Annotated in this window: 20 protein-coding genes and 1 pseudogene; 7 read left to right on the top strand and 14 right to left on the bottom strand. The window is 72.3% G+C overall.

What is annotated here, in order from left to right:
• Nucleotides 1-71: 71 nt before the first annotated feature.
• Entirely contained in the window at nt 72-461 is a 390-nt protein-coding gene (locus tag C1703_RS34025; protein WP_114256438.1) for a VOC family protein, read from the bottom strand.
• On the bottom strand, nt 458-751 hold the full coding sequence (locus C1703_RS34020; RefSeq protein ID WP_114256437.1) for a metalloregulator ArsR/SmtB family transcription factor: 294 nt from the start codon (nt 749-751) through the stop codon (nt 458-460). Before C1703_RS34020 ends, C1703_RS34025 begins: the two co-directional genes overlap by 4 nt.
• 174 nt (nt 752-925) lie before the next feature.
• Here C1703_RS34020 and C1703_RS34015 point away from each other — a divergent pair, with 174 nt between their 5' ends.
• The gene (locus C1703_RS34015; RefSeq protein ID WP_114256436.1) at nt 926-2,155 is read left to right on the top strand and encodes a serine hydrolase domain-containing protein; all 1,230 of its coding nucleotides are present in this window, start codon (nt 926-928) and stop codon (nt 2,153-2,155) included.
• Between the two features lie 7 nt (nt 2,156-2,162).
• Here the strand turns inward: C1703_RS34015 and C1703_RS34010 are convergent, their stop codons facing one another.
• From C1703_RS34010 to ribA, 3 genes are all read right to left on the bottom strand, one after another.
• On the bottom strand, nt 2,163-3,320 hold the full coding sequence (locus tag C1703_RS34010; RefSeq protein ID WP_114256435.1) for a saccharopine dehydrogenase family protein: 1,158 nt from the start codon (nt 3,318-3,320) through the stop codon (nt 2,163-2,165).
• On the bottom strand, nt 3,310-4,371 hold the full coding sequence (locus C1703_RS34005) for a saccharopine dehydrogenase (RefSeq protein WP_114256434.1): 1,062 nt from the start codon (nt 4,369-4,371) through the stop codon (nt 3,310-3,312). The genes C1703_RS34010 and C1703_RS34005 overlap by 11 nt, the downstream gene beginning before the upstream one ends.
• Before the next feature lie 158 nt (nt 4,372-4,529).
• On the bottom strand, nt 4,530-5,189 hold the full coding sequence (gene ribA, locus C1703_RS34000; RefSeq protein WP_114256433.1) for a GTP cyclohydrolase II: 660 nt from the start codon (nt 5,187-5,189) through the stop codon (nt 4,530-4,532).
• 41 nt (nt 5,190-5,230) lie between these two features.
• Here ribA and C1703_RS33995 point away from each other — a divergent pair, with 41 nt between their 5' ends.
• Nucleotides 5,231-5,959 carry a creatininase family protein gene (locus C1703_RS33995; RefSeq protein WP_114256432.1) on the top strand — a complete coding sequence of 243 codons (729 nt, stop codon included), beginning with the start codon at nt 5,231-5,233 and terminating at the stop codon, nt 5,957-5,959.
• Nucleotides 5,960-6,114: 155 nt separating this feature from the next.
• On the opposite strand, the pseudogene C1703_RS39970 reads toward C1703_RS33995, so the two are convergent.
• From C1703_RS39970 to C1703_RS33970, 5 genes and pseudogenes are all read right to left on the bottom strand, one after another.
• A pseudogene (locus C1703_RS39970) lies at nt 6,115-7,368 on the bottom strand (lysylphosphatidylglycerol synthase transmembrane domain-containing protein); the annotation flags it as partial.
• Nucleotides 7,365-8,471, bottom strand: coding sequence for a class I SAM-dependent methyltransferase (locus C1703_RS33985; RefSeq protein WP_114256430.1), 1,107 nt, complete (start codon nt 8,469-8,471; stop codon nt 7,365-7,367). The gene C1703_RS33985 and the pseudogene C1703_RS39970, both read right to left, overlap by 4 nt.
• Nucleotides 8,468-9,673, bottom strand: coding sequence for a glycosyltransferase family 4 protein (locus tag C1703_RS33980; RefSeq protein ID WP_114256429.1), 1,206 nt, complete (start codon nt 9,671-9,673; stop codon nt 8,468-8,470). The genes C1703_RS33985 and C1703_RS33980 overlap by 4 nt, the downstream gene beginning before the upstream one ends.
• The gene (locus C1703_RS33975; RefSeq protein ID WP_010043117.1) at nt 9,670-10,068 is read right to left on the bottom strand and encodes a 6-carboxytetrahydropterin synthase; all 399 of its coding nucleotides are present in this window, start codon (nt 10,066-10,068) and stop codon (nt 9,670-9,672) included. Before C1703_RS33975 ends, C1703_RS33980 begins: the two co-directional genes overlap by 4 nt.
• Nucleotides 10,069-10,241: 173 nt before the next feature.
• Nucleotides 10,242-11,222, bottom strand: a complete 981-nt coding sequence (locus tag C1703_RS33970; protein ID WP_114256428.1) for a zinc-binding alcohol dehydrogenase — start codon at nt 11,220-11,222, stop codon at nt 10,242-10,244.
• Nucleotides 11,223-11,330: 108 nt separating this feature from the next.
• On the opposite strand from C1703_RS33970, the gene C1703_RS33965 reads away from it, so the two are divergent.
• Nucleotides 11,331-12,092: a CDP-alcohol phosphatidyltransferase family protein gene (locus tag C1703_RS33965; protein WP_114256427.1), complete on the top strand. Its 762-nt coding sequence runs from the start codon at nt 11,331-11,333 to the stop codon at nt 12,090-12,092.
• A gap of 12 nt (nt 12,093-12,104) precedes the next feature.
• Here C1703_RS33965 and C1703_RS33960 read toward each other — a convergent pair whose 3' ends face one another.
• Nucleotides 12,105-12,485 (bottom strand): helix-turn-helix domain-containing protein, encoded by a 381-nt coding sequence (locus C1703_RS33960; protein ID WP_031118543.1) that lies wholly within the window; start codon nt 12,483-12,485, stop codon nt 12,105-12,107.
• A gap of 113 nt (nt 12,486-12,598) precedes the next feature.
• On the opposite strand from C1703_RS33960, the gene C1703_RS33955 reads away from it, so the two are divergent.
• The gene (locus tag C1703_RS33955) at nt 12,599-13,000 is read left to right on the top strand and encodes a RidA family protein (RefSeq protein ID WP_114256426.1); all 402 of its coding nucleotides are present in this window, start codon (nt 12,599-12,601) and stop codon (nt 12,998-13,000) included.
• A 9-nt stretch (nt 13,001-13,009) separates the two neighbouring features.
• On the opposite strand, the gene C1703_RS33950 is transcribed toward C1703_RS33955, so the two are convergent.
• Complete coding sequence (locus C1703_RS33950) at nt 13,010-14,524, bottom strand: ABC transporter substrate-binding protein (RefSeq protein WP_232840676.1); 1,515 nt, start codon at nt 14,522-14,524, stop codon at nt 13,010-13,012.
• 153 nt (nt 14,525-14,677) lie between these two features.
• Here C1703_RS33950 and C1703_RS33945 point away from each other — a divergent pair, with 153 nt between their 5' ends.
• Together C1703_RS33945 and C1703_RS33940 are read left to right on the top strand one after the other, a co-directional pair.
• On the top strand, nt 14,678-15,619 hold the full coding sequence (locus C1703_RS33945) for an ATP-binding protein (RefSeq protein ID WP_114256424.1): 942 nt from the start codon (nt 14,678-14,680) through the stop codon (nt 15,617-15,619).
• A 70-nt stretch (nt 15,620-15,689) separates the two neighbouring features.
• Nucleotides 15,690-16,082, top strand: coding sequence for an SCO5389 family protein (locus C1703_RS33940; protein WP_031120126.1), 393 nt, complete (start codon nt 15,690-15,692; stop codon nt 16,080-16,082).
• Here C1703_RS33940 and C1703_RS33935 read toward each other — a convergent pair.
• Nucleotides 16,069-16,923, bottom strand: coding sequence for an alpha/beta hydrolase (locus C1703_RS33935; RefSeq protein WP_114256423.1), 855 nt, complete (start codon nt 16,921-16,923; stop codon nt 16,069-16,071). The genes C1703_RS33940 and C1703_RS33935 overlap by 14 nt on opposite strands.
• Nucleotides 16,924-17,203: 280 nt before the next feature.
• Here C1703_RS33935 and C1703_RS39965 point away from each other — a divergent pair, with 280 nt between their 5' ends.
• Nucleotides 17,204-17,332, top strand: coding sequence for a DUF6408 family protein (locus tag C1703_RS39965; RefSeq protein ID WP_232840675.1), 129 nt, complete (start codon nt 17,204-17,206; stop codon nt 17,330-17,332).
• Between the two features lie 79 nt (nt 17,333-17,411).
• Here the strand turns inward: C1703_RS39965 and C1703_RS33930 are convergent, their stop codons facing one another.
• On the bottom strand, nt 17,412-19,541 hold the full coding sequence (locus C1703_RS33930) for a DUF2075 domain-containing protein (protein WP_232840805.1): 2,130 nt from the start codon (nt 19,539-19,541) through the stop codon (nt 17,412-17,414).
• Nucleotides 19,542-19,614 lie beyond the last annotated feature (73 nt).

Genomic DNA, 19,614 nt, shown 5'->3' with positions numbered 1-19,614 from the left:
GGCGCCCCGCCCCGCAGCCTAGGAGGCCGGCCGGTGCCCGGGCATCGGCCGTCGGTCCTGCTCCCCCGGGACTAGGCCTTGGTGTGGACGATCTGGATCAGGTTGCCGCAGGTGTCGTCCAGCACCGCGGCCGTGACCGGGCCCATCTCCAGCGGCTCCTGGGTGAACGTCACGCCCAGGTCGCGCAGGCGCTCGAACTCCGCCCGGACGTCGTCGACGGCGAAGGACGCGGCGGGGATGCCGTCCTCGACCAGGGCCGTCTTGTAGGGCGGGACCGCGGGGTGGCCGGAGGGTTCGAGCAGGAGTTCCGTGCCGTCCGGGTCCTCCGGGGAGACCACCGTCAGCCACCGGTCCGTGCCCATGGGGACGTCGTGCTTCTTCACGAAGCCGAGTACGTCCGTGTAGAAGCGCAGGGCCTTCTCCTGGTCGTCGACGAAGACGCTGGTGATGTGGATCCTCATGGGGTGTCCTCCGGTGGGTCGGGCCTGAGCCATCGGGTCATGATGCGCTCGAGGGGTTCGGTGTTCAGGTCGTGGAACTTGTAGCGGCCCTCGCGCCGGGTCACGACGAGACCCGCCGACTCCAGGACCGCCAGGTGCTGGCTGATCGCCTGGCGGGACAGCCCCAGACCGTGCTTGGTCACCAGCCGGGTGCAGATCTCGAACAGGCTCTGCCCGTCCCGTTCCACCAGCTCGTCCAGGATGCGCCGCCGCGTGGGGTCGGCCAGGGCCTTGAAGACATCCTCCGCCATGACCCCCACGATAGGCAAGTGGAGACTTGCCTATCAAGCGGGGCTCCGAGCTGATGACACCCGCTCACCTGTTCCTGCGCGATCATGAAGGGTTCCTGGACGAGGATGGGATCGGAGGCGGTCCGGGCGGGGTATGCCGGATCTCACCTCGACGAGCGCGATGGAGGAAGAGCGATGGCACAGCTGCGACAAGAGGCGGACCCGGCTGAGGCGGGGCTGGATCCGAAGGCGCTGGGCCGCCTGGACCGGCACTTCGCCGGTCTGGTCGAGGCGGGGCGTCTGCCGGGCTTCCTCGTCTCCGTCGCCCGCGGCGGACGCGTCGCCCACCTCACCACGCACGGCCTGCGCGACATGGCGGCCGGGCTTCCCGTCGAGCCCGACACGCTGTGGCGGATCTACTCCATGACGAAGCCCGTCACCGCGGTCGCCGCGCTGCTGCTGGTGGAGGAGGGCCGGCTGTCACTGGACGACCCCGTCGCCGACCACCTGCCGGCCTTCGCCGACCCGCGGGTGTACGTGAGCGGATCCGGGTCCGACGTGAAGACCCGCCCGGCCGCCGGGCCGATACTCGTCCGGCACCTGCTCACCCACACCTCGGGCCTGACCTTCGGCTTCTACCACTCCCACCCCGTCGACGCCCTGTACCGCGCGGCCGGCCTGGAGTCGTCGGTGCCACCGGGCGCGGACCTGGCCGAGACCATCGAGGTCTACGCGAGCCTGCCCCTGCAGTTCGAGCCGGGCACGGAGTGGAACTACTCGGTCGCCAGCAACGTCCTGGGCCGGGTCATCGAGGTGGTGTCCGGACAGCCGCTCGACGCGTTCTTCGCCGAGCGGATCTTCACGCCGCTCGGCATGACCGACGCGGGGTTCCACGTCACGGACGAGCAGGCGCCCCGGCTGTCCGAGATGTACGGGGAGAAGGACGGCGGCGGCATCGAGCCGATCCCGGGACTGCCGCTGCGGGGCCGGCCTCGGTTCCTGTCGGGCAGCGGCGGCATGGTCTGCTCCGCCCGCGACTACCACCGCTTCATGGAACTGCTGCGCCGCCGGGGCGAGTTGGACGGCGTCCGGCTGCTCGCCCCGGAGACGGTGGAGCTGATGACCCGCAACCACCTGCCCGGCGGCGCCGATCTGCGGGCCTTCGGCAGCCGGCCCGCCCACGACGAGCCCGGCAACGAAGGGGTCGGCTTCGGCCTCAACTGCTCCGTGGTGATCGACCCTTCCCGCACGCAGGCGCCGTCCGGGCTCGGCGCCTTCGGCTGGAGCGGGGTGGCCACGACGACGTTCTGGGTGGACCCGGGCCGCGACCTGACGGTTCAGTTCATGACGCAGGTGCGGCCCCGGACCTCGCACACGGTCTTCAAGGACCTCAAGCGGCTGGTCCACGAGGCCCTGACCGGCTGAACGCCGCTCACTGATCGACGCGGAGCGTGAACTCGATCCCGTCCCGGGCGAGTTCACGCAGCCACCGCTCGGACCGGTCGGCCGTCTCGGCGGCGCGGTTCAGGCCCGGCGGCAGGGAGCCGTCCAGGACGTGCCGGACGCCCAGCGCGAGGGTGCGCGAGACGCAGCGGGCCATCGCGCTCTCCCCGGCGTCGCCCACCAGGTCGAGGAGGTAGCCGCCCGTCCAGGTCCGTCCCGCCTCGGCCCGCACCTCCAGGGACACGGCGAGCACGACCCGGTCGCGGTCGTCGTCCGTGGTGGGGTAAGCGGCGGCCAGTTCCCGGGCCACGGCGGCGATCCGGGCGTCGTCGCCGGTCTTCAGCTCCTCGAAGACGGCGTCCCAGGCGCGCAGCCAGCCCTCCAGGCGCAGGGTGCCGCGTACGAAGGTCCGCGGTGTCCAGGCGTCCGGCAGACCGTACTGGGCGACGAACGGGAGGCTGTCGCGGTTGGGGTAGACCTCGAACGTCTCCCCGTCGACGACGTGCCGTCGGGTCGCCTCCCACGGGCGTTCGGCGACGGTCTCGGCGCCGTCGTCGAGGTAACGGGCCGGGGAGCGCAGGGCGTTGAGGACCCCCGCGGGTGCCCAGCTGAAGCGGTAGGTGAAGTCGTTCGGGACGGCGGGGACGCCGCCGCAGTACGAGGTGAGCGTGTACGAGGCGGGCGTCCCGTCACCGACGGCCCGGCGGGCCCGGGCGACGAGGTCGTGCGCGAAGAGGTGGTCGATGCCCGGGTCGAGCCCGGCCTCGGTGAGGACGACGACCCCGGCCTTCTCGGCGGCGGGCACCTGCTCCAGCACCGCCTCCGACACATAGCTGGAGCACGCGAAGTGCGCGCCCAGCCGGACGCACTCGGCGAGCAGCGGGGCGTGTTCCGGCGCGGGCAGCATCGACACGACGACGTCGCCGGGCGCCAGTTCGGCGGTGAGGGCGGACAGCGTGCAGGCGCGGGGCTCGGCCCGCCCGGCCAGGCCCAGCCGCCCGAGGGCGTCGGCGGCGCGGCTCTCGGTGCGGTGCCAGAGCCGGACCCGCTCGGCGGTGTCGCACAGCGCGGCCAGGCCGCTGCCGGTGGACAGTCCGGCGCCGATCCAGTGGACCGTGCCGCTCGCGGGTACCGGGTCAGCGGTCATGGGACTCCCCGTCGCCGAAACCGTGCTCGCGGGACGCCCGGCGGAACCGGTCCAGGCAGCGCGCCCACGCCCCGGAGACGCCGAAGTCGAGCAGGTGGGGCAGCAGCGCGGCCGAGAAGTCGGCGCTGGACTCCAGCGGCAGCAGGGAGGGCAGGTTGTCGATGGCGATCAGGTCGAGCGGCGGCTGTGCGCGCAGCCGCCGTACCGGCTCGTCCCAGCTGGTGGTCTCGTCGTACACCGGCAGGACGTTGAGCGGTGAGCCGACGTCGCACGTCACGTCGCACAGGGTGCGCAGCCGGCGGTCCGGGGCGTCGAGGTCCTGCTCGCGCAGGAAGGGCGGGACGGGGCTGGTGGCGAGCACCGCGTTCACCATCACGTCGTGCCGCAGCAGGGCGGCGCGGTCCAGGTCGCGGGTCTCGGCGAGGTCCCAGCAGGTCGGGTCCACTCCGGCGGTGGCGAAGGCCACCCGGGCGCCGCGGCCGCTGCGTCCCAGGGCACCGACGACCAGGCCGGTGAAGTCGGCGTCGCCGTCGGCGGGCTTGAGGGTCTCGTCCAGTTCGCCCTTGGTGGTGGGCACGAGCGGCGCCCGCAGCCGGCCCCGGTGCTGCAGCACCGCCAGGGCCGCGCCCAGGTAGCCGGCCCAGAAGCCGAAGGCGGCGAGGCGCCGCCCGGAGTCGTCCACCAGGTACTCCAGGTCGAACAGCGCCCCGCCGCCGGCGGCGAACCGGCGCAGCAGGCCGGCCGCCCCCGGCTGACCCTTGTAGGCGTGGCCGAAGAAGATGTGCCGGTGCGTCAGTTCGGCCGGTTCGTCGGGCAGTTCCTTCAGGCCGAGCACGACGGCGTCCCGGGGCGCCGTCACCCAGGAGCCCGCGGGGGCGACACGGCAGCCGGCCGCCTGGTACTCCTCGATCGGGAAGACCCGCTGCGGGGACTCCTCGACCGTCAGTTCCACTCCGTTCTCGACGAGGCGCCGGGCGTCGTCGGGCACGACGGGTGTGCGTCGCTCGGTCGTGCGGGCCTCGTGGCGCAGCCACAGATGGAGCTCGGTCATACCGGGTGGGCCTCCGGACGTGAGGCGTCGGCCGCTGCGGGGCCGACGCTCAAGGGGCGGACGTCCACGAAGCGTACGCGGCCCGGCTACGGGTCGCGCACGGATTCGCCCAGGTCACGTCGGGGAGGACCGGAACCGGCCGATGGGGGTCCGGTGCCTCAGGAGGAGCTGACCACCGCGTCCAGGTGGGGCAGGTGGTGGTCGAGGCGCTCCCGCTTGGTGCGCAGGTAGGTGATGTTGTTCTCGCACGGCGGGATCAGCAGCGGCACCTGCTCGGCGACGCGGATGCCGTGGTTCACCAGCGCCTCGCGCTTGCGCGGGTTGTTGGACATCAGGCGGACGGAGTTCACGCCCAGGTCGTCCAGGATCCGCGCGGCGACGCCGTAGTCGCGGGCGTCGACCGGCAGGCCGAGGGCGAGGTTCGCCTCGACGGTGTCCAGGCCCTCCGCCTGCAGGGCCATCGCGCGCAGCTTGGCCAGCAGGCCGATGCCGCGGCCCTCATGCCCTCTGAGGTAGACGACGACACCGGCGCCCTCGGCGACGACCGCGCGCAGGGCGGCGTCGAGCTGGTCGCCGCACTCGCAGTGCTGGGAGCCGAAGGCGTCGCCGGTCAGGCACTCCGAGTGCAGCCGGATGAGGACGTCTTCCGTGCCGATCTCGCCGTAGACCAGCGCCACCTGTTCGTCACCGCGGTCGTGGTCCAGGTAGCCGACCGCCTGGAATTTCCCGTACACGGTGGGCAAGGGGGCATTGACGACGCGTTCCACGCCGGTCCGCTGCGGGGACTTCTTGCCGAGTACGCCAATGTTTTCTGTCATGATTCTCGAGTTCCTAAGCAGAGACGAAAGGCCGTGGAGTTATGAGTGATCTGGTACCGGCGGACACCACGGAAGACATACGGACGCGAGGCGCCGGTGTCTCACGGCAGGTCGCGGTGCTTCCCGTGGGGAGCTTCGAGCAGCACGGTCCGTTCCTTCCGCTGGCGACCGACACGCTGGTGGCCTGTGCCGTCGCGCGGGAGATAGCCGGCGCGTACCCGGTGCACCTCCTTCCTCCGGTGACGATCTCGTGCTCGCACGAGCACGCGGCCTGGCCGGGGACCGTCAGCATCTCCTCGGTGACCCTTCATGCGGTGGTACGGGACATAGCGGATTCGCTCCGCCGGTCCGGGGTAGACGCCCTGGTGGTGGTCAACGGGCACGGCGGGAACTACGTGCTGGGCAATGTCGTTCAGGAGTCCTCCGCCCGCGGTGAGCGGATGGCGCTCTTCCCGGCCCCGGAGGACTGGGAGGCGGCGCGGGAGCGGGCGGGTGTGGTCACCTCGCTGCTCACCGACATGCACGCGGGGGAAATTGAGACCTCCATCCTTCTGCACGCTCATCCCGAAATGCTCCGTCCCGGTTATGAGACCTCCGATTTCGTCGCCGACGACCGGCGTCATCTGCTGACCCTCGGCATGTCCGGCTATACCGATTCCGGTGTCATCGGCCGTGCTTCGCTGGGTTCGGCGGAAAAAGGGAAGGAACTCCTGGCGAGCCTGGCGGATTCCTTCGGGGCGTATTTCTCGTTGCTGACCTCCGACGGGTAGTCACCGTCCGGTGCGGGACCGGGTCCAGGGGCCGGTGCGGCGGCCCGGGGCCCGGCGCGCAGTCCGGCGTACCAGCGGGCGACGAGCACGATCAGGCCGGGCAGGCTGGCCACGAGGCTGAGCACCCCGTAGACGACCGCGACGGCGAGTCCCCGGCCGGCGCCGAGACCGGCGGCGCCGAACGCCCAGGCGGTGACGCCCTCCCGGGGCCCCCAGCCGCCGACGTTCAGCGGCAGCCCCATGGCCAGCAGCGCCAGCACCGCGAGCGGCACCAGGACGGCCACGGAGGCGGCGGCTCCGGCGACCCGGGCGGCGAGGACGAACATGGCGACGTAACCTGCCAGGACCACCACGGAGGAGACAACCACCCCGGGCCCGTTGCGCCGGGACAGCAGCCCTGCGCGCGCCTCGGCGAGGGTCGCGCGCAGCTTCCGGCCCCGGCGGGAGGGTGCCGCCCGGTTCATGCGCAGGGCGAGGACGACGGCGAGTGCGCCGAGTGCGGCCAGGGCCGCGAGCGGGGCGACGTGCCGGGCCTCGTCGAGCACCGGGGACGGCATGGTCAGCAGGACCACGGCCCCGACGGCGAACAGCGCGAGCTGCCCGGCGGCCCGTTCGAGGACGACGGCCTTCACGGCCCGCCGCAGATCCCCCTCGCTCTGCCCGTGCCGCACGGCCCGGTGCACGTCGCCGAGGACCCCGCCGGGCAGGGCCGCGTTGAGGAACAGCGCGCGGTAGTAGTCGGCCACGGCCGGCCCGAACGGCAGCCGGATGCGCAGCCCCCGGGCCACCAGCGCCCAGCGCCACGCGCTGAACACCGTGGTGACGAGCCCGATCCCGAGCGCGAGCAGCAGGGTCACCGCGTCGATCCGGCGCAGCCCGTCCAGGAAGACGCCGGTACCGAGCCGCCAGAACAGCACACCGATGATGGCGACACCGGCGAGGGTCCCGAGGTGCGTACGGACCTGGCGCGAACCGAGCCGGGCGAGGACGGCACGGAGGGGGCCGGGCGACGGGGAGCCGACCGGGGCGCGGCCGGACTCCGGGGCGGTCGCGGGGGCTTCGACGGCGGTGACGTGGGCGGGCGATCCCGAGCCGGTGCGGGTGCCGCTGCCGGTCCCACTGCCGGTGCCGACGCCGGTGGCCGAAGCCCGATCGGCGCTCCGGCGCGACGGCTCGGGGGCCGAGGCCGGCGCCAGGACCGAGGCCGGCACCGGGACCGAGGCCGGCACCGGGACCGAGGCCGGCACCGGGACCGCGGCGGCCGAAGCCGACGTCAGTGCCGGGACCGAGGCCGGTGCCGATTCGGCGGCCGAAGCCGACGTCGGTGCACCGCCCGGCGTCGGCCGCTCGCGCACCGGAGTCAGCACGACCCCTGGGGCCGCCCGTGTCCCCGTCGCCTGCGGACTCATGACGCTCCGCCCACCGGGCGGCACAGGGCCAGGAGGTCGGTGTGGTGGACGGTGACGCGCAACTCGCCCGCGGCGCAGGCGGCCAGACGGTCGGCCAGGTAGGCCTCGGCGGGGACGCGCAGGTCGGGGCGCTGCTCGACGGCGGCGCCGACCCAGCCGCGCAGCCACTGCTCGGTCAGCGCGGCCTGCTCCGGGCCGAGCCGCCACGGACTCGGGTGCAGCCGCACCGTGGCGCCCTGTTCGGAGAACGCCTCGGCCGCCGCCGTGACCGCGTCGGGGCCGAGCAGTCCGTCGCGGCGCTGGTGGTCGTTGAACGCCTGGGCGATCTCCGCGTCCAGCGGGTGGGACGGGGTCAGCTCCACGCGCCCGGCGACGGACAGCGTCAGCAGGGCGGGGCAGCCGGCTCCGGCGCAGGCGGCGGCGAGGGTGTCGACTTCCTCGCGGGTGAGGACGTCCAGCAGGGCGGACGCCGTCACCAGGGACGCGCCCTGCAGGGCGTCCGGGGTGAGACGGGCCACGTCACCGCGCCGCGTCTCCGTGCTGACCCGGCTGCCGTCGGCGGCGGAGCGCGGGGAGGCGACGGCGGCGAAGTGCAGCAGATAGGGGTCGCGGTCGTGCAGGATCCAGTGCTGGGCGCCGTCCAGGCGGGGGGCGAGCCAGCGGCCCATCGAGCCGGTGCCGCAGCCCAGGTCGTGGATGACGACGCCGCCCGACTTGCCCGGCAGGTTGGCGAGCCGGATGCGCAGCGGGTCGAGCAGGTCGTGCGCCCGCGCGGCGGCGTCGGCGGGCTCCCGCAGCTCCAGCCACTCGGGCGCGTAGCGGGGCGGGTCGTCGGGCCCGGCCTCACGCAGCTTCACGGTGGGCCGCGATCCGGCTGCCGGGACACTGGGCCCGGCACCCGGGATGACAGCGCCGGCTGCCTGTCCCAGCGCGGAACCACCGCCGGAACCCGCGCCCTCGGCCATCACACCGACAGCCTGCCCCACCACGGACGTGCCGCCGGGACCCGCGCCCGGCATCACGCCGTCCACCGACTCGGCGGTCTGCCGCGGCCCGGGCTGGGCCGGGATCCCGCTCTGCTGGGTCGTCACCGGGTTCGTCATGCGGCCCTCCGGGGTTCGGTCGGGAGCCGGCGCAGGACCGCCGCCAGGCTCTGTGCGGTCGTCGCCCAGCCGTCGAGGGCGGCGCGGCGGCCGCGGGCGGCGGCCTTGAGGCGGCGCCGTACGTCCGCCTCGCCGAACCAGCCGCGCAGTTCGGCGGCGATGGCGGCGGGGTTCTCCGGCGGGACGAGGATGCCGGGCACCCCGCCGTCGGGGGCGCGCCCGACCGCCTCGGGGACGCCGCCGACGTCCGTGGCCAGCACGGGGATGCCGCGGGCCAGCGCCTCGGTCACCGCCATGCCGTACGTCTCGGCGTACGAGGTGAGGACCATCAGGTCGGCGGTGGCGTAACTGGCGTCGAGCGCCGGGCCGGAGCGCGGGCCCGCCAGCTCCAGCCGGTCCTCCAGGCCGTGCGTGCGGATGAGGGACCGCAGGTGGGCGACGTACTCCGGGTCCTGGGTGAGGCTGCCGACGCAGACGCAGCTCCACGGCAGGTCGGTCACCGCGGCCAGTGCCTTCACCAGCCGGTGCTGGCCCTTGCGCGGGGTCACGGCGGCCACGCACAGCAGCCGCGACACACCGTCGGTGCCGGGCGCGAGGGGCGCGATGTCGGCGCCGGGGGCGGCGACGTGGACGCGCTCCGGGGGCAGGCCGTGGTGGGAGACCAGGCGGCGGACGGCCCAGTCGCTGGTGGCGATCACCGCGGGCACGGCCCGCAGCACCGCCCGTTCCCTGGCGTCGAGTTCGGCGGCGACCGCGGCGTCGAGCCCGGTCTCGTCGCCGAGCGGGAGGTGGACGAGCACGGCCATGCGCAGCCGTTCCGCCTCCGGCACCACGATCTCCGGCACGCCGCAGGCCACCAGCCCGTCGAGCAGGACGGCGGCGCCGTCCGGCAACTCGGCCAGGGCGCGGGCGAGTTCGGTGCGGGCCGCCGCCGAGGGCCGGGGCCAGTCACCGGCGACTGCGTGCTTGGTCACCTGCCAGCCGAAGCCGGGCAGGTCCAGGCAGACGCGCCGGTCGTAGGCGTTGCCGCCGCTCGGTGTCGCCGGGTCGTCGACGCCGCCGGGCAGCACGAAGTGCACGGTGCGCAGGGACATGGGGATGATCTCGGCGTTCTTCAGGGCGGCGTGCTGCACGGGCACGTAGTTGAGCCGCGCCGGTGCCTCTCCGGCCGGCCCGGGCCGCTCGATGGTCGTGTCGGTCACAGCGCACGCTCGTAACTCGCCCAGGCGATGTGCGACTCGTGCAGGGTGACGGTGAGGCCCGCGATGCCCTTGGCGCCCTCGCCCAGCGCTCCCTTGTGGATGCGCTCGGCGAGCCGGTCGGCGATGACCTTGGCGAGGAACTCCGTGGAGGTGTTGACCCCGGCGAAGTCGGGCTCGTTGTCGAGGTTGCGGTAGTTCAGCTCGCTGACGACCGCCCCGAGTTCCTGGGTGGCCAGCCCGATGTCGACGACGATGTTGTCCTCGTCCAGCTGTTCGCGCCGGAAGGTGGCGTCCACGAGGAACGTGGCCCCGTGCAGGCGCTGGGCCGGTCCGAAGACTTCGCCACGGAAGCTGTGGGCGATCATGATGTGATCGCGGACGGTGATGCTGAACAACGGACGACCCTCCAGGTGCGGCGCGTCTGCTTCCCCGGTGATGGCCGCCGGGGATGCCGTGTAGTACGGCTGTCTGCCTTCCCTTGTTCAGCCTCGGGTACGTCTTTTCTCAGGTCAGGCGCTCTTGTCGTGGCCGATGTCGTACCGGATGGAACGAATCGTCAGCCGATGTGTCAATCGCTCTCGTCGTAGCGGACGCGGTGGCACAGGGCGGGGATCTCGCCCGAGGCGAGCTTCGGCAGCACGTCGGGCAGGTCCCCGAAGGCGGATTCGCCGGTGACGAGGGCGTCGAGCGCGGGGTCGGCGAGCAGGTCGAGGGCGAGGGCGAGGCGGTCGGCGTAGCTGCGGCCGGGGCGGGCCGGGGAGACGGTGCCGACCTGGCTGCTGCGGATGACCAGGCGCCGGGAGTGGAAGGCCTCGCCGAGCGGCAGGCTCACCTGCCGGTCGCCGTACCAGCTGAGTTCGACGACGGTGCCCTCGGCGCTGAGGAGTTCCAGGGACCGGGCGAGGCCCTGCTCGGTGGCGCTGGCGTGGACGACCAGGTCGCATTCACCGAGGGCGTCCCGCGGGGAGGCGAAGCCGACGCCCAGGGCCTTGGCGACGTCCGCCCGGCCCGGGTCGGCGTCGACCAACTGGACGCGGACGCCGGGGAACCGGGCGAGCAGGGCGGCGACCGAGCAGCCGACCATGCCGCCGCCGACCACGGCGATCCGGTCGCCGAGCAGGGGCGCGGCGTCCCACAGGGCGTTGACGGCGGTCTCCACGGTCCCGGCGAGCACGGCCCGTTCGGCCGGCACGGTGTCGGGCACGGGCGTGACGGCGCTCGCCGGGACGACGTACCGGGTCTGGTGCGGGTAGAGGCAGAACACCGTACGGCCGGCGAGCGCCTCGGGCCCCTCCTCCACCACTCCGACGTTGAGGTAGCCGTATTTCACCGGGCCCGGGAAGTCGCCCTCCTGGAACGGCGCCCGCATGGCGGTGTGCTGGCTGACGGGTACGCCGCCGCGGAAGACGAGCGTCTCGGTGCCGCGGCTCACGCCGGAGAACAGCGTGCGGACCAGCACCTCGCCCTCGCCGGGCGCGGGCAGGGCGACGTCCCGGATCGCGCCTCGCCCAGGCGAGTCGATCCAGAACGCACGTCCGGTGTGCTTCATCGAAGTCCTCCTGAACGATCGGGAAGCTGCTTGCGTACCGAGGGGTGCACAGGCCGCGCACAAGGTAGCGGCGTTGATCGACTCTGTCACACGGCCGGAGGGTGTTCGGTGGCCCTGAACAACACGTACGACGCGAGGCTCGTCCAGCAGGAGACCGCCCTGGGGGCGGGTGCGCAGGTCCTGCTGCTGGCCCTGATCGGCACGGCGATCGGCATGGGCCCGGCGGGCTGGCTGACCGGCCTCGCGTTCGCGTTCGCCACCTGGGCCGTGCTCTCCCGGGCCCTGCACCGCTCGCGGCTGCGCTCCTTCGGCGCGGCGAACCGGGTCACCCTCGGCCGGGCCACCCTCGTCGGCGGGGTCACCGCGCTGGTCGCGGACTCCTTCCAGAGCTCGCCGCCCGTGTCGTTGTTCGTCGGTCTGACGGCGGTGGCGCTGATCCTCGACGGGGTCGACGGCAAGGTGGCCCGTCGCACCGGCACCTCGACGCCGCTGGGCGCGCGCTTCGACATGGAGGTCGACGCGTTCCTGATCCTGGTGCTCAGCGTGTACGTGTCCATGCAACTGGGCCCGTGGGTGCTGCTGATCGGCGGTATGCGGTACGTCTTCGTCGCCGCCGCCCGTGTCTGGCCATGGCTGACCGCCGTGCTGCCGCCGAGCACCGCCCGCAAGACGGTCGCGGCGCTCCAGGGCGTGCTGTTGCTGCTGGCGGGTGCCGATCTGCTGCCGTACGCGGCCAACTTCGGGGTCGCGGCCCTGGCGCTGGCCCTGCTGGTGTGGTCGTTCGGGCGGGACGTGCTGTGGCTGTACCGGACCTCGCGGGTCGAGAAGGCCCCGGCTCCCCGGCAGGTGCGCGAACTGGTCGCGGGCTGACGCCCGGGCCGGTCAGGAGTCGAACCGGCCGCGCGCCGACTCGATGTGCCCGAGGTACTGGTGGGTCCAGCCGCAGATCGCGTCGACCGTGGCGCGCAGGGCCCGGCCCGGCTCGGTCAGCGTGTACTCGACCTTGGGCGGCACGGTGGGGTGCACCTCGCGGTCGACCAGGCCGTTGCGCTCCAGCATCCGCAGGTTCTGGGTCAGCATCTTGTGGCTGACGCCCTCCACCTCGTTCCGCAACTCGCTGAAGCGCAGGGTGCGGTCGCCGAGGGCCTCGATGATCAGAAGCGCCCATTTGTTGGCCACGTCGGAGAAGATCTCCCGGGCCAGGGAGTCCGCCCGCCGGAGGTCCGCGTTCTCGGGCAGGTCCCTCAACTGCTTGGTCACCATCGGGTTCCCCAGTCACTGAAAAGTGCGTTCTTCCAGGTCGGCCGTCACTCTCCTACGGTTTCCGAGTAACCGCAAGAGAGCGCGGATACGCGCTCGACGGAAGGACGGGAACCATGAGCACCCTCGACGTCTACGACCACGGCATACCGGCGGAGCGCCACTTCGGCTACGCGCAGGCGATCCGGTCCGGCGAGCTGATCCATGTCTCCGGCCAGCTCTCGTTCGACGAGGCGGGCGCCTTCGACCCCGCGGACGACCTCGCCGCCCAGCTCGAGCGGACGTATGTGAACATGGACCGGGTCCTGGCCCACTACGGCGTGACGCGCCGCCAGATCGTGTCCCAGACGCTGTACGTGGTGGACCTGGTGCGCAACGCCGAGGTGGTGGCGGAGGGCAACCGGGCGTACTTCGGCACCCACCGCCCGGTCAGCACGGCCCTGGGCGTCACCGAACTGACCTTCCCGGGGCAGCTCGTCGAGATCAGCTGCGTGGCCGACACGCGGCTGCCCGCCTGAACCGGCCGGTCAGCGTCGCGTTCCGGTGCCCACGAGGGTCCGCTCGTAGGGGTCGAGGAGGACGCCCCGGACCTTGGTGGAGACGCCGGCGATGATCCGCTGGTGCGCCAGCGGCACCACCGCGTCCGTGCCGAGGACGGCCGCTTCCGCGGCCATGGCGGCGTCCTGCCGCTCGCCGGTGCCGTCGGTCCGGTCGGCCGCGGCGACGGCCCGGTCGACCTTCTTGTCGCAGAGCAGGGCGAGGTTGTAGCCGCCGTCGCAGGTGTAGTCACTGGCGAGGATGCCGACGGGGTCGCCGGTGTCCAGGAGGCTGTTGCGGGCGCCGATGAACGCGTCGAACTTCCCGGCGAGCGCGTCGCTCTCCAGGCGCGAGTACTCGCGCACCTCCAGCTTCACCGCGAAGCCGGCCTTCTGGAGCTGCTGTTGCACGACCTGGGCGACCTCGGGGAGTTCGGGCCGGTTGTCGTAGGTGGCGAGGGTGATCGACGTACCGTCGGGCCGGGCGGGCTTCGCGCGTCCGGCCGGCTTCACCCGCTTGCTCTCGGCCCAGGTGACGGCGGGGCCGTAGATCCCGGCGCCCGGGTCGGCGTACCCCTCGAAGACGCCCTTGACGAGGGCGGCGGAGTCGATCGCGCCGCGGGCGGCGGCGCGCAGCCCCGGGTCCTTGAAGGGGCCGGTCCTGGTGTTGAGCTGCAGGCTGGTGGTCCGGGTGGTGCCGGCTTCCTTGAGGGTGGCCTTGTCGAGGGTGGCGGCCTGGGCCACGGGGATCGCCTCGGCGATGTCGACGTCGCCGGTGCGTACGGCGTTGGCGCGCGCGGTGCCGTCCTTGACGAAGCGCGCGTCGATGCCGGCGGCCTGGGCGCGGCCACCCCAGTAGTCGTCGTAGCGGTCGAGGGTGGCGGAGCCGCCGCCGTCGACCTTGGTGATCTCGAACGGTCCGGTGGCGTGGCCGACCGGGTCGGGGCGGTCCGTCCTGCCGTACGCCTTCGGGGAGAGGATCGCCAGGCTCGGGCTGGACAGCCGCATGGGCAGCACGGGGTCGGGGGCTGCGGTGGTGATGCGCAGGCCGCGGTCGCCGTCGGCCCGCGCGCTGAGCGTGACGCCGGCGAGCGCGGCGGGCGCGGGCTTCGCCCGCGTGGCGTGGGTGAGGGCGGCGGCCACGGCGGACGGGGTGACGTCCGTGCCGTCCTGGAAGGTGGCCTCGCGCAGGGTGAAGCGCCAGGTGCGGTCGTTCTCACGACGCCAGGAGGACGCGAGCGCGGGGGCCGCGGCGCCGTTGGCGTCCAGGGCGGTCAGGCCCTCGGTGACGCCGAGACGACTGAGCAGCGTGGCGTCGGCGCCGTACGGCGAGAAGTTCTCGGCGGGCGGGAAGGCGAGGGCGACACGCAGCCGGGAGCCCGGCCGGCCGTCGTCCGACGGCGACTCCCCTCCGGGGGAGGCGAAGCAGCCGGCCAGGCACGGGACGAGCGCGAGGGCGGCGAGGATCCGGGAACGGGGCTTGATGCTGAGGACACGCACTTGCACAGCATATGCATCAAGGGGAAACCGCCGATCAACCGGGGGACGGACGAGGGAAAACTCCCGCCAAATCCCATACGGCCGAAGCGATTTGACAGCCCTGCGCGCACTCCTCGAACCTAACCACATGACATCCATTTTCAAAAAGGCGGGTGGGTTGTGAGGGTCGCGTTCGTCGGCAAGGGAGGCAGCGGCAAGACGACGCTGTCGGCGCTGTTCTCCCGCCACCTGGCGCGCTCCGGCGCCCCGGTCCTCGCCATCGACGGCGACATCAACCAGCACCTGGCCGAGGCGCTCGGCGGCGAGGAGAAGCCCGCCCCGCCCCTGGGCGCCCACCTGCCCCGCATCAAGGACTACCTGCGGGGCACCAACCCGCGCATCCCCTCCCCCGAGGCGATGATCAAGACGACCCCGCCGGGCCGCGGCTCCCGCCTGCTGCGCCCGCTCGGCGACGACGAACTGCACACGCGGCACCTCGGCCGCGCCGGCGGCGTCCCCCTCATGGTCACGGGCGAGTTCGACGAGTCCGACCTCGGCGTGGCCTGCTACCACTCCAAGCTCGGCGCGGTCGAGCTGTACCTGGGCCACCTGGTGGACGGGCCCGGCGAGTACGTCGTGGTCGACATGACGGCGGGCGCGGACGCCTTCGCCTCGGGCCTCTTCACCCGCTTCGACATCACCTTCCTGGTGGCGGAACCCACCCGCAAGGGCGTCTCGGTCTACCGCCAGTACCGCGACCACGCGGAGCAGTTCGGCATCCGCGTCGCTGTCATCGGCAACAAGGTGACCTGCGAGGACGACCTCCTGTTCCTCAAGGAGGAGGTGGGGGACGACCTCCTGACGCACCTGGAGCAGTCGCCCTGGGTCCGCGCGGCGGAACAGGGCCGGGAGCGTGGCGAGCTGGAACCCCACAACCGGCACGCCCTGAACATCCTGCGCGAGGCGGTCGACTCCCACGTCCGCGACTGGACCCGGCTCCACCGCCACGCGGTCGAGTTCCACCTGCGCAACGCCCGCGCCTGGGCGGACGCCCGCACGGGCGAGGACCTGGCGGCACAGGTGGACCCGGACTACGTCCCCGGCGCCCCGGCCACCGCCTGACCCCGCCCATCCCCCCGTCCCACTCCCCCCATCCCCCCTCTCCGCGACAACCAGACAGGACACTCCCCTCATGTCTCTCGACGTATCCGACCGGCTCCTCGCCGAAGCCGAACGCGGCGACGTCCGCGAGGAGGACTTCGTGGACACGGTCCGCACGTCCCTCCCCTACGCCTACGACCTGATCGCCTCCCTCGCCGCCGACCTGAACGCCGGTCAGGCGGAGTTCACGGACAACCAGACCCCTCCCCCGTCCGAACAGGAACGCGGCCAGCTCCTGCGCGCCCTCGCCAGCGACGCGATCCGCTCCAGCCTGGAGCGCCACTTCGGCATCGCCCTGGCCTTCCAGAACTGCCACCGCGTGGCGGCGTTCCGCCCGGAGTCCCGGAACGGCGAGACGTACACCCGCTTCACGTCCGTCCGCTCCCAGATCCTGAACCAGTCACCGGAGTTCAGGGACTGCTGACGCCGTCCAGGAAGGCGACCAAGGCTGCCACGAACGGCCCCGGATCGTCCCGCCAGGGGAAGTGCCCGACCCCGCTCTGCACCACCGCCTCACTCCTCGGGAAGAGCCCCGCGTACTCCTTCATCACGCGCGCGGGCGCGGCCACGTCGTACTCCCCGGCGAGGACGAGCACCGGTGAGGGGAACGCGGAGAGGGCGGTCCGGGTGGCTCCGGGGTCGAAGGCGCCGTCGGAGGCGTAGCGGGCGGCGGCATCGCCGTTGCGCTGCTGTTCCTCCGCCGCGCGAAAGGCGCGTGCCTCGTCGTCCCACCTCCCGTACCAGAACGGCGCGACGGCCGCCCAGTCCCCGTCCGCCGCGCGGCCGGCCGTGATCGCCTCCAGGGACGCGTACGCCGGGGCGAACCACGGTTCGTCCCGGCGCAGGCGAGCGGTCTCCAACCGGTCCTCGGCGGTGATGTCGAGCCCGACGGCGAAGACGCTGGGCGTCACGAGGGCGAGACGCCCCACACGGGCCGGATGCCGGGCCGCGTACAGGACCGCCAGGTTCGCACCGGCGGAGTGCCCGAGCAGGTCCAGCCGCTCCAGGCCCAGCTCCTCCCGAAGCGCCTCGACGTCCTCGACCTGCCGGTCACAGCGGTACGACGCCGCGTCCTCCGACACCGCCGACCGGCCCGTACCCCGGAGGTCCAGCCGGATCAGGGTCCGGTGGGCGGTCAGACCACCGAGTTCCCCCAGGTAGACGGAGTCCTGCATGGGACCGCCCGGGAGACAGACCAGGGGCGGGCCGTCTCCCGCCACGTGGTAGGCGAGGGTGGTGCCGTCGGGGGCGGTGAAGGCGGGCATGGGCGGGAGACTGGCAGTTGGTGGCGTGTGGGGCAACCGGATATCGGAAGGCTCCTGCAACACCGTTGCTGGGTCTGCCGGTTGGCATGATCCAGCGCTCATCACTAGGCTCACACTCGCTGCGCACCTTCCCGGAGGGTACGAGGCGGTGTCCACGATCCAGTCCGCTGGTCGTGAGTGACGAACGGTGAATCCACCACCTGGACCTCACTTCGGTGAGGGCGGATGCCCGGTAGGGCGATCCCTGCCATTCCGAACTCACACCCTGGAGTGGCTCTACATGGAACCGGTCGAGTACAAGCCCGCGCGTCGTTCCTGGATTCGCGAGATCCTGGTCGGCGCCGCCGCAGGAGTTGCCTCCAACCTTGTGTGGGAGCTGCTGACGGCGGCAGCGCGCCTCCTCGTCTGAGGCAGGCATGTGGCGGGTCCGGTGAACCCGCCACTCTCCTCTCTGCCTTCACCCGTCGGCCGGCTCGCCGGAAGTGCGCTCAGAAGAGGGGCCGCTGCCCCTTGTCGGGCTTGTTCCGCTTCTTCCTGTTGCGCGAGCGGTTGCGCCCCCGCTTGGGCCGGGGCAGATGCGCCGCCCGCGCCACGGGCGGAAGGTTCTCCCAGGTGGGACGCAGGCCGTCGATCCGCACGTCCCCGACGATCTGCTTCAGATATGCCTGGGTCTCCTCGTCGGGCGAGTAGAGGACGGTCGCCCGGCTCGCCCGGGTCATGAGCACGTGATACGCGTGCCGAATGCACCGGGCGAAGTCCTCGTCGTCCGGCTTCTTGCCTCGCAGACTCGGGTCGAAGGAGCCCGGGGCCGCCACTCGCTTGACCCCGGTTTCCGGGTCCTTGCGCGCCTTGCCCTTCTGGAAGACCCAGCGACCGTCGCGGCGCACCATGTCCTCGCCGATGATCACACCGCACCAGTCCCATTCGAGTCCCTGAGCGGTGTAGACGCAGCCGATCTGGTTGATCCCGGCAGGGTGCACGGACCAGATCTTGGAGGGCGGCACGGTTCCGTCCTCGCAGAAGCTCTCGCTGTAGGCGTTCCACGGCTTGTGCCAGCCACCGATGCGGACATCGGCTTCCAGCCACCTCCCCGCGCCCTTGCCCCGCGGCTTGGTCCAGGGCCAGCAGAATCCGGCGACCATACGGGCGGAAGCCCCTGCCTCCGCCTCAGCCCTGATGATCCGCTCCATGTCCGCAGCGCTGTCGGCGACCTCGACGTGCATGAGTCCGTCAGGGGTCCACGGCTCCGGCTCGTTCCCGGTGAGTCCCAGGACATCCCGCACCCAGTGCACGTACCCGTCGCTTCCTCCGCACCGGTACTGGGCCGACAGCTCGTAGCGAGCCGGAGTGATGCCACGGGCCTTGGCGGCGTTCGTGATGAGGTCAGCCGTGCCCACTTCGTTCGGCCGTACCGACTGGCTTCCGTCCAGGAAGAACACCGTGAGGCGGGAGGCGTCGAGCAACTCGTCCACCTGAGGCTTCGTCCCCTGCGCCTCGGCCGGCAGATAGCGGTTGGTGGTCCTGTCCCGCAGCCGGTGCGCCTCGTCGCAGATGAGGACGTCGAGCGGCGGGTCGGGCGGCGTGACGAAGCTGCTGAAGTAGGTGAAGCTCTCCTTGAACTCCCTGTCGCCGTACCCCACGTGCTCCCGCAGCGCCCCGTTGAAGGCCCTGCTGCCGCTGGCGTACCGGACCGTCCGTCCTGCGGCTTCCAACCGGGCTTTGAGCTGCAGTCCGACAGCGCTCTTCCCCGTGCCCGCGCCGCCGGTCACGACGAAGACGGCCCTCCGGTCGTCCGGGACGAGGGTCGGCTGATCGGGGTCTCCGAGTATCAGGGACGCCTTCTCCATGACGTCGTCGGCGATCTCCTTCTGCTTCCTCCGCAGGGTGAAAACGGTGTCCTCGCCCCGGGACCTGATCATCGCGTCGAGCAGGGGCGTGTTGCGGAGGTTCATCTTCTTCAGCAGCAGCTCGGCGGCGTGGTCGCCGCCGTTCTCCGCGAAGTGTCCACGAAGGTCGGCGAGCAGTTTCGCGCGGCGGTCCTTGGTGTACGTGCGCGCGTAGATCCCCGTGGGCGCGTCGGCGTCGAGCAGGGGCTTCGCGGATTCCTCCGTGGCGTTGTGGAGATAGGCGAATCCGCCGCACTCGACCTCGAGGCCGTCCAGCGGACCCTTGTCACCGGTGAACAGGTCGAAGCATTCGCGCAGTTGCAAGGCGGGGTGCCGTTTCGGCTCGATGATTCCCGGCACGTGAACCAGTTCGGCCGTCGCGGCCTCGACCCGGGTGACCGTCGACCAGCGCTTCAGCTCGACGAGCTGGAACGAAGGGTGGTGGGTTTCCGGGTGGCGGCCGGCCAGAACGACGTCGATCAGGCGCTGGTCGTTGCGGTTCTCCGGTTCCTCGACCGTCGCCGCGCACTCGACGATCATCTCCACACCGCCGCGGTCCGCCGCCACGAGGTCCTTCGCCAACTCGACCAGGCTCTCCGCCCACGCGGTTCGTTCGGAGAGGGAGGCTTCCGTGCCCCGGAAGTGCTTCCATCTGGCTGCGAGATGGGGCACCATCCGGCGCCGGGAGTTCAGGGCGAGCAGGTCCTGCGCCGACAATCTCAGCAGGAGCATGGACACGAGGAGGTTCCCCCAGGGCACGAGTGACTCGTGCGGGTGGGGGCATGTCCTCGTGCGGAGGAAGCCC

Origin of the sequence: Streptomyces sp. Go-475 (assembly GCF_003330845.1) — a bacterium.
Taxonomy (GTDB): domain Bacteria; phylum Actinomycetota; class Actinomycetes; order Streptomycetales; family Streptomycetaceae; genus Streptomyces.
Note: the sequence above shows the minus strand (reverse complement) of the source record. Positions and strands in the feature narration are given on the sequence as shown.

Coding starts and splice junctions, on each gene's coding strand:
- C1703_RS34025 (WP_114256438.1), bottom strand. CDS start 461: ATGAGGATCCACATCACCAGCGTCTTCGTCGACGACCAGGAGAAGGCC.
- C1703_RS34020 (WP_114256437.1), bottom strand. CDS start 751: ATGGCGGAGGATGTCTTCAAGGCCCTGGCCGACCCCACGCGGCGGCGC.
- C1703_RS34015 (WP_114256436.1), top strand. CDS start 926: ATGGCACAGCTGCGACAAGAGGCGGACCCGGCTGAGGCGGGGCTGGAT.
- C1703_RS34010 (WP_114256435.1), bottom strand. CDS start 3,320: ATGACCGCTGACCCGGTACCCGCGAGCGGCACGGTCCACTGGATCGGC.
- C1703_RS34005 (WP_114256434.1), bottom strand. CDS start 4,371: ATGACCGAGCTCCATCTGTGGCTGCGCCACGAGGCCCGCACGACCGAG.
- ribA (WP_114256433.1), bottom strand. CDS start 5,189: ATGACAGAAAACATTGGCGTACTCGGCAAGAAGTCCCCGCAGCGGACC.
- C1703_RS33995 (WP_114256432.1), top strand. CDS start 5,231: ATGAGTGATCTGGTACCGGCGGACACCACGGAAGACATACGGACGCGA.
- C1703_RS33985 (WP_114256430.1), bottom strand. CDS start 8,471: ATGACGAACCCGGTGACGACCCAGCAGAGCGGGATCCCGGCCCAGCCC.
- C1703_RS33970 (WP_114256428.1), bottom strand. CDS start 11,222: ATGAAGCACACCGGACGTGCGTTCTGGATCGACTCGCCTGGGCGAGGC.
- C1703_RS33960 (WP_031118543.1), bottom strand. CDS start 12,485: ATGGTGACCAAGCAGTTGAGGGACCTGCCCGAGAACGCGGACCTCCGG.
- C1703_RS33955 (WP_114256426.1), top strand. CDS start 12,599: ATGAGCACCCTCGACGTCTACGACCACGGCATACCGGCGGAGCGCCAC.
- C1703_RS33940 (WP_031120126.1), top strand. CDS start 15,690: ATGTCTCTCGACGTATCCGACCGGCTCCTCGCCGAAGCCGAACGCGGC.
- C1703_RS33935 (WP_114256423.1), bottom strand. CDS start 16,923: ATGCCCGCCTTCACCGCCCCCGACGGCACCACCCTCGCCTACCACGTG.
- C1703_RS39965 (WP_232840675.1), top strand. CDS start 17,204: ATGGAACCGGTCGAGTACAAGCCCGCGCGTCGTTCCTGGATTCGCGAG.
- C1703_RS33930 (WP_232840805.1), bottom strand. CDS start 19,541: ATGCTCCTGCTGAGATTGTCGGCGCAGGACCTGCTCGCCCTGAACTCC.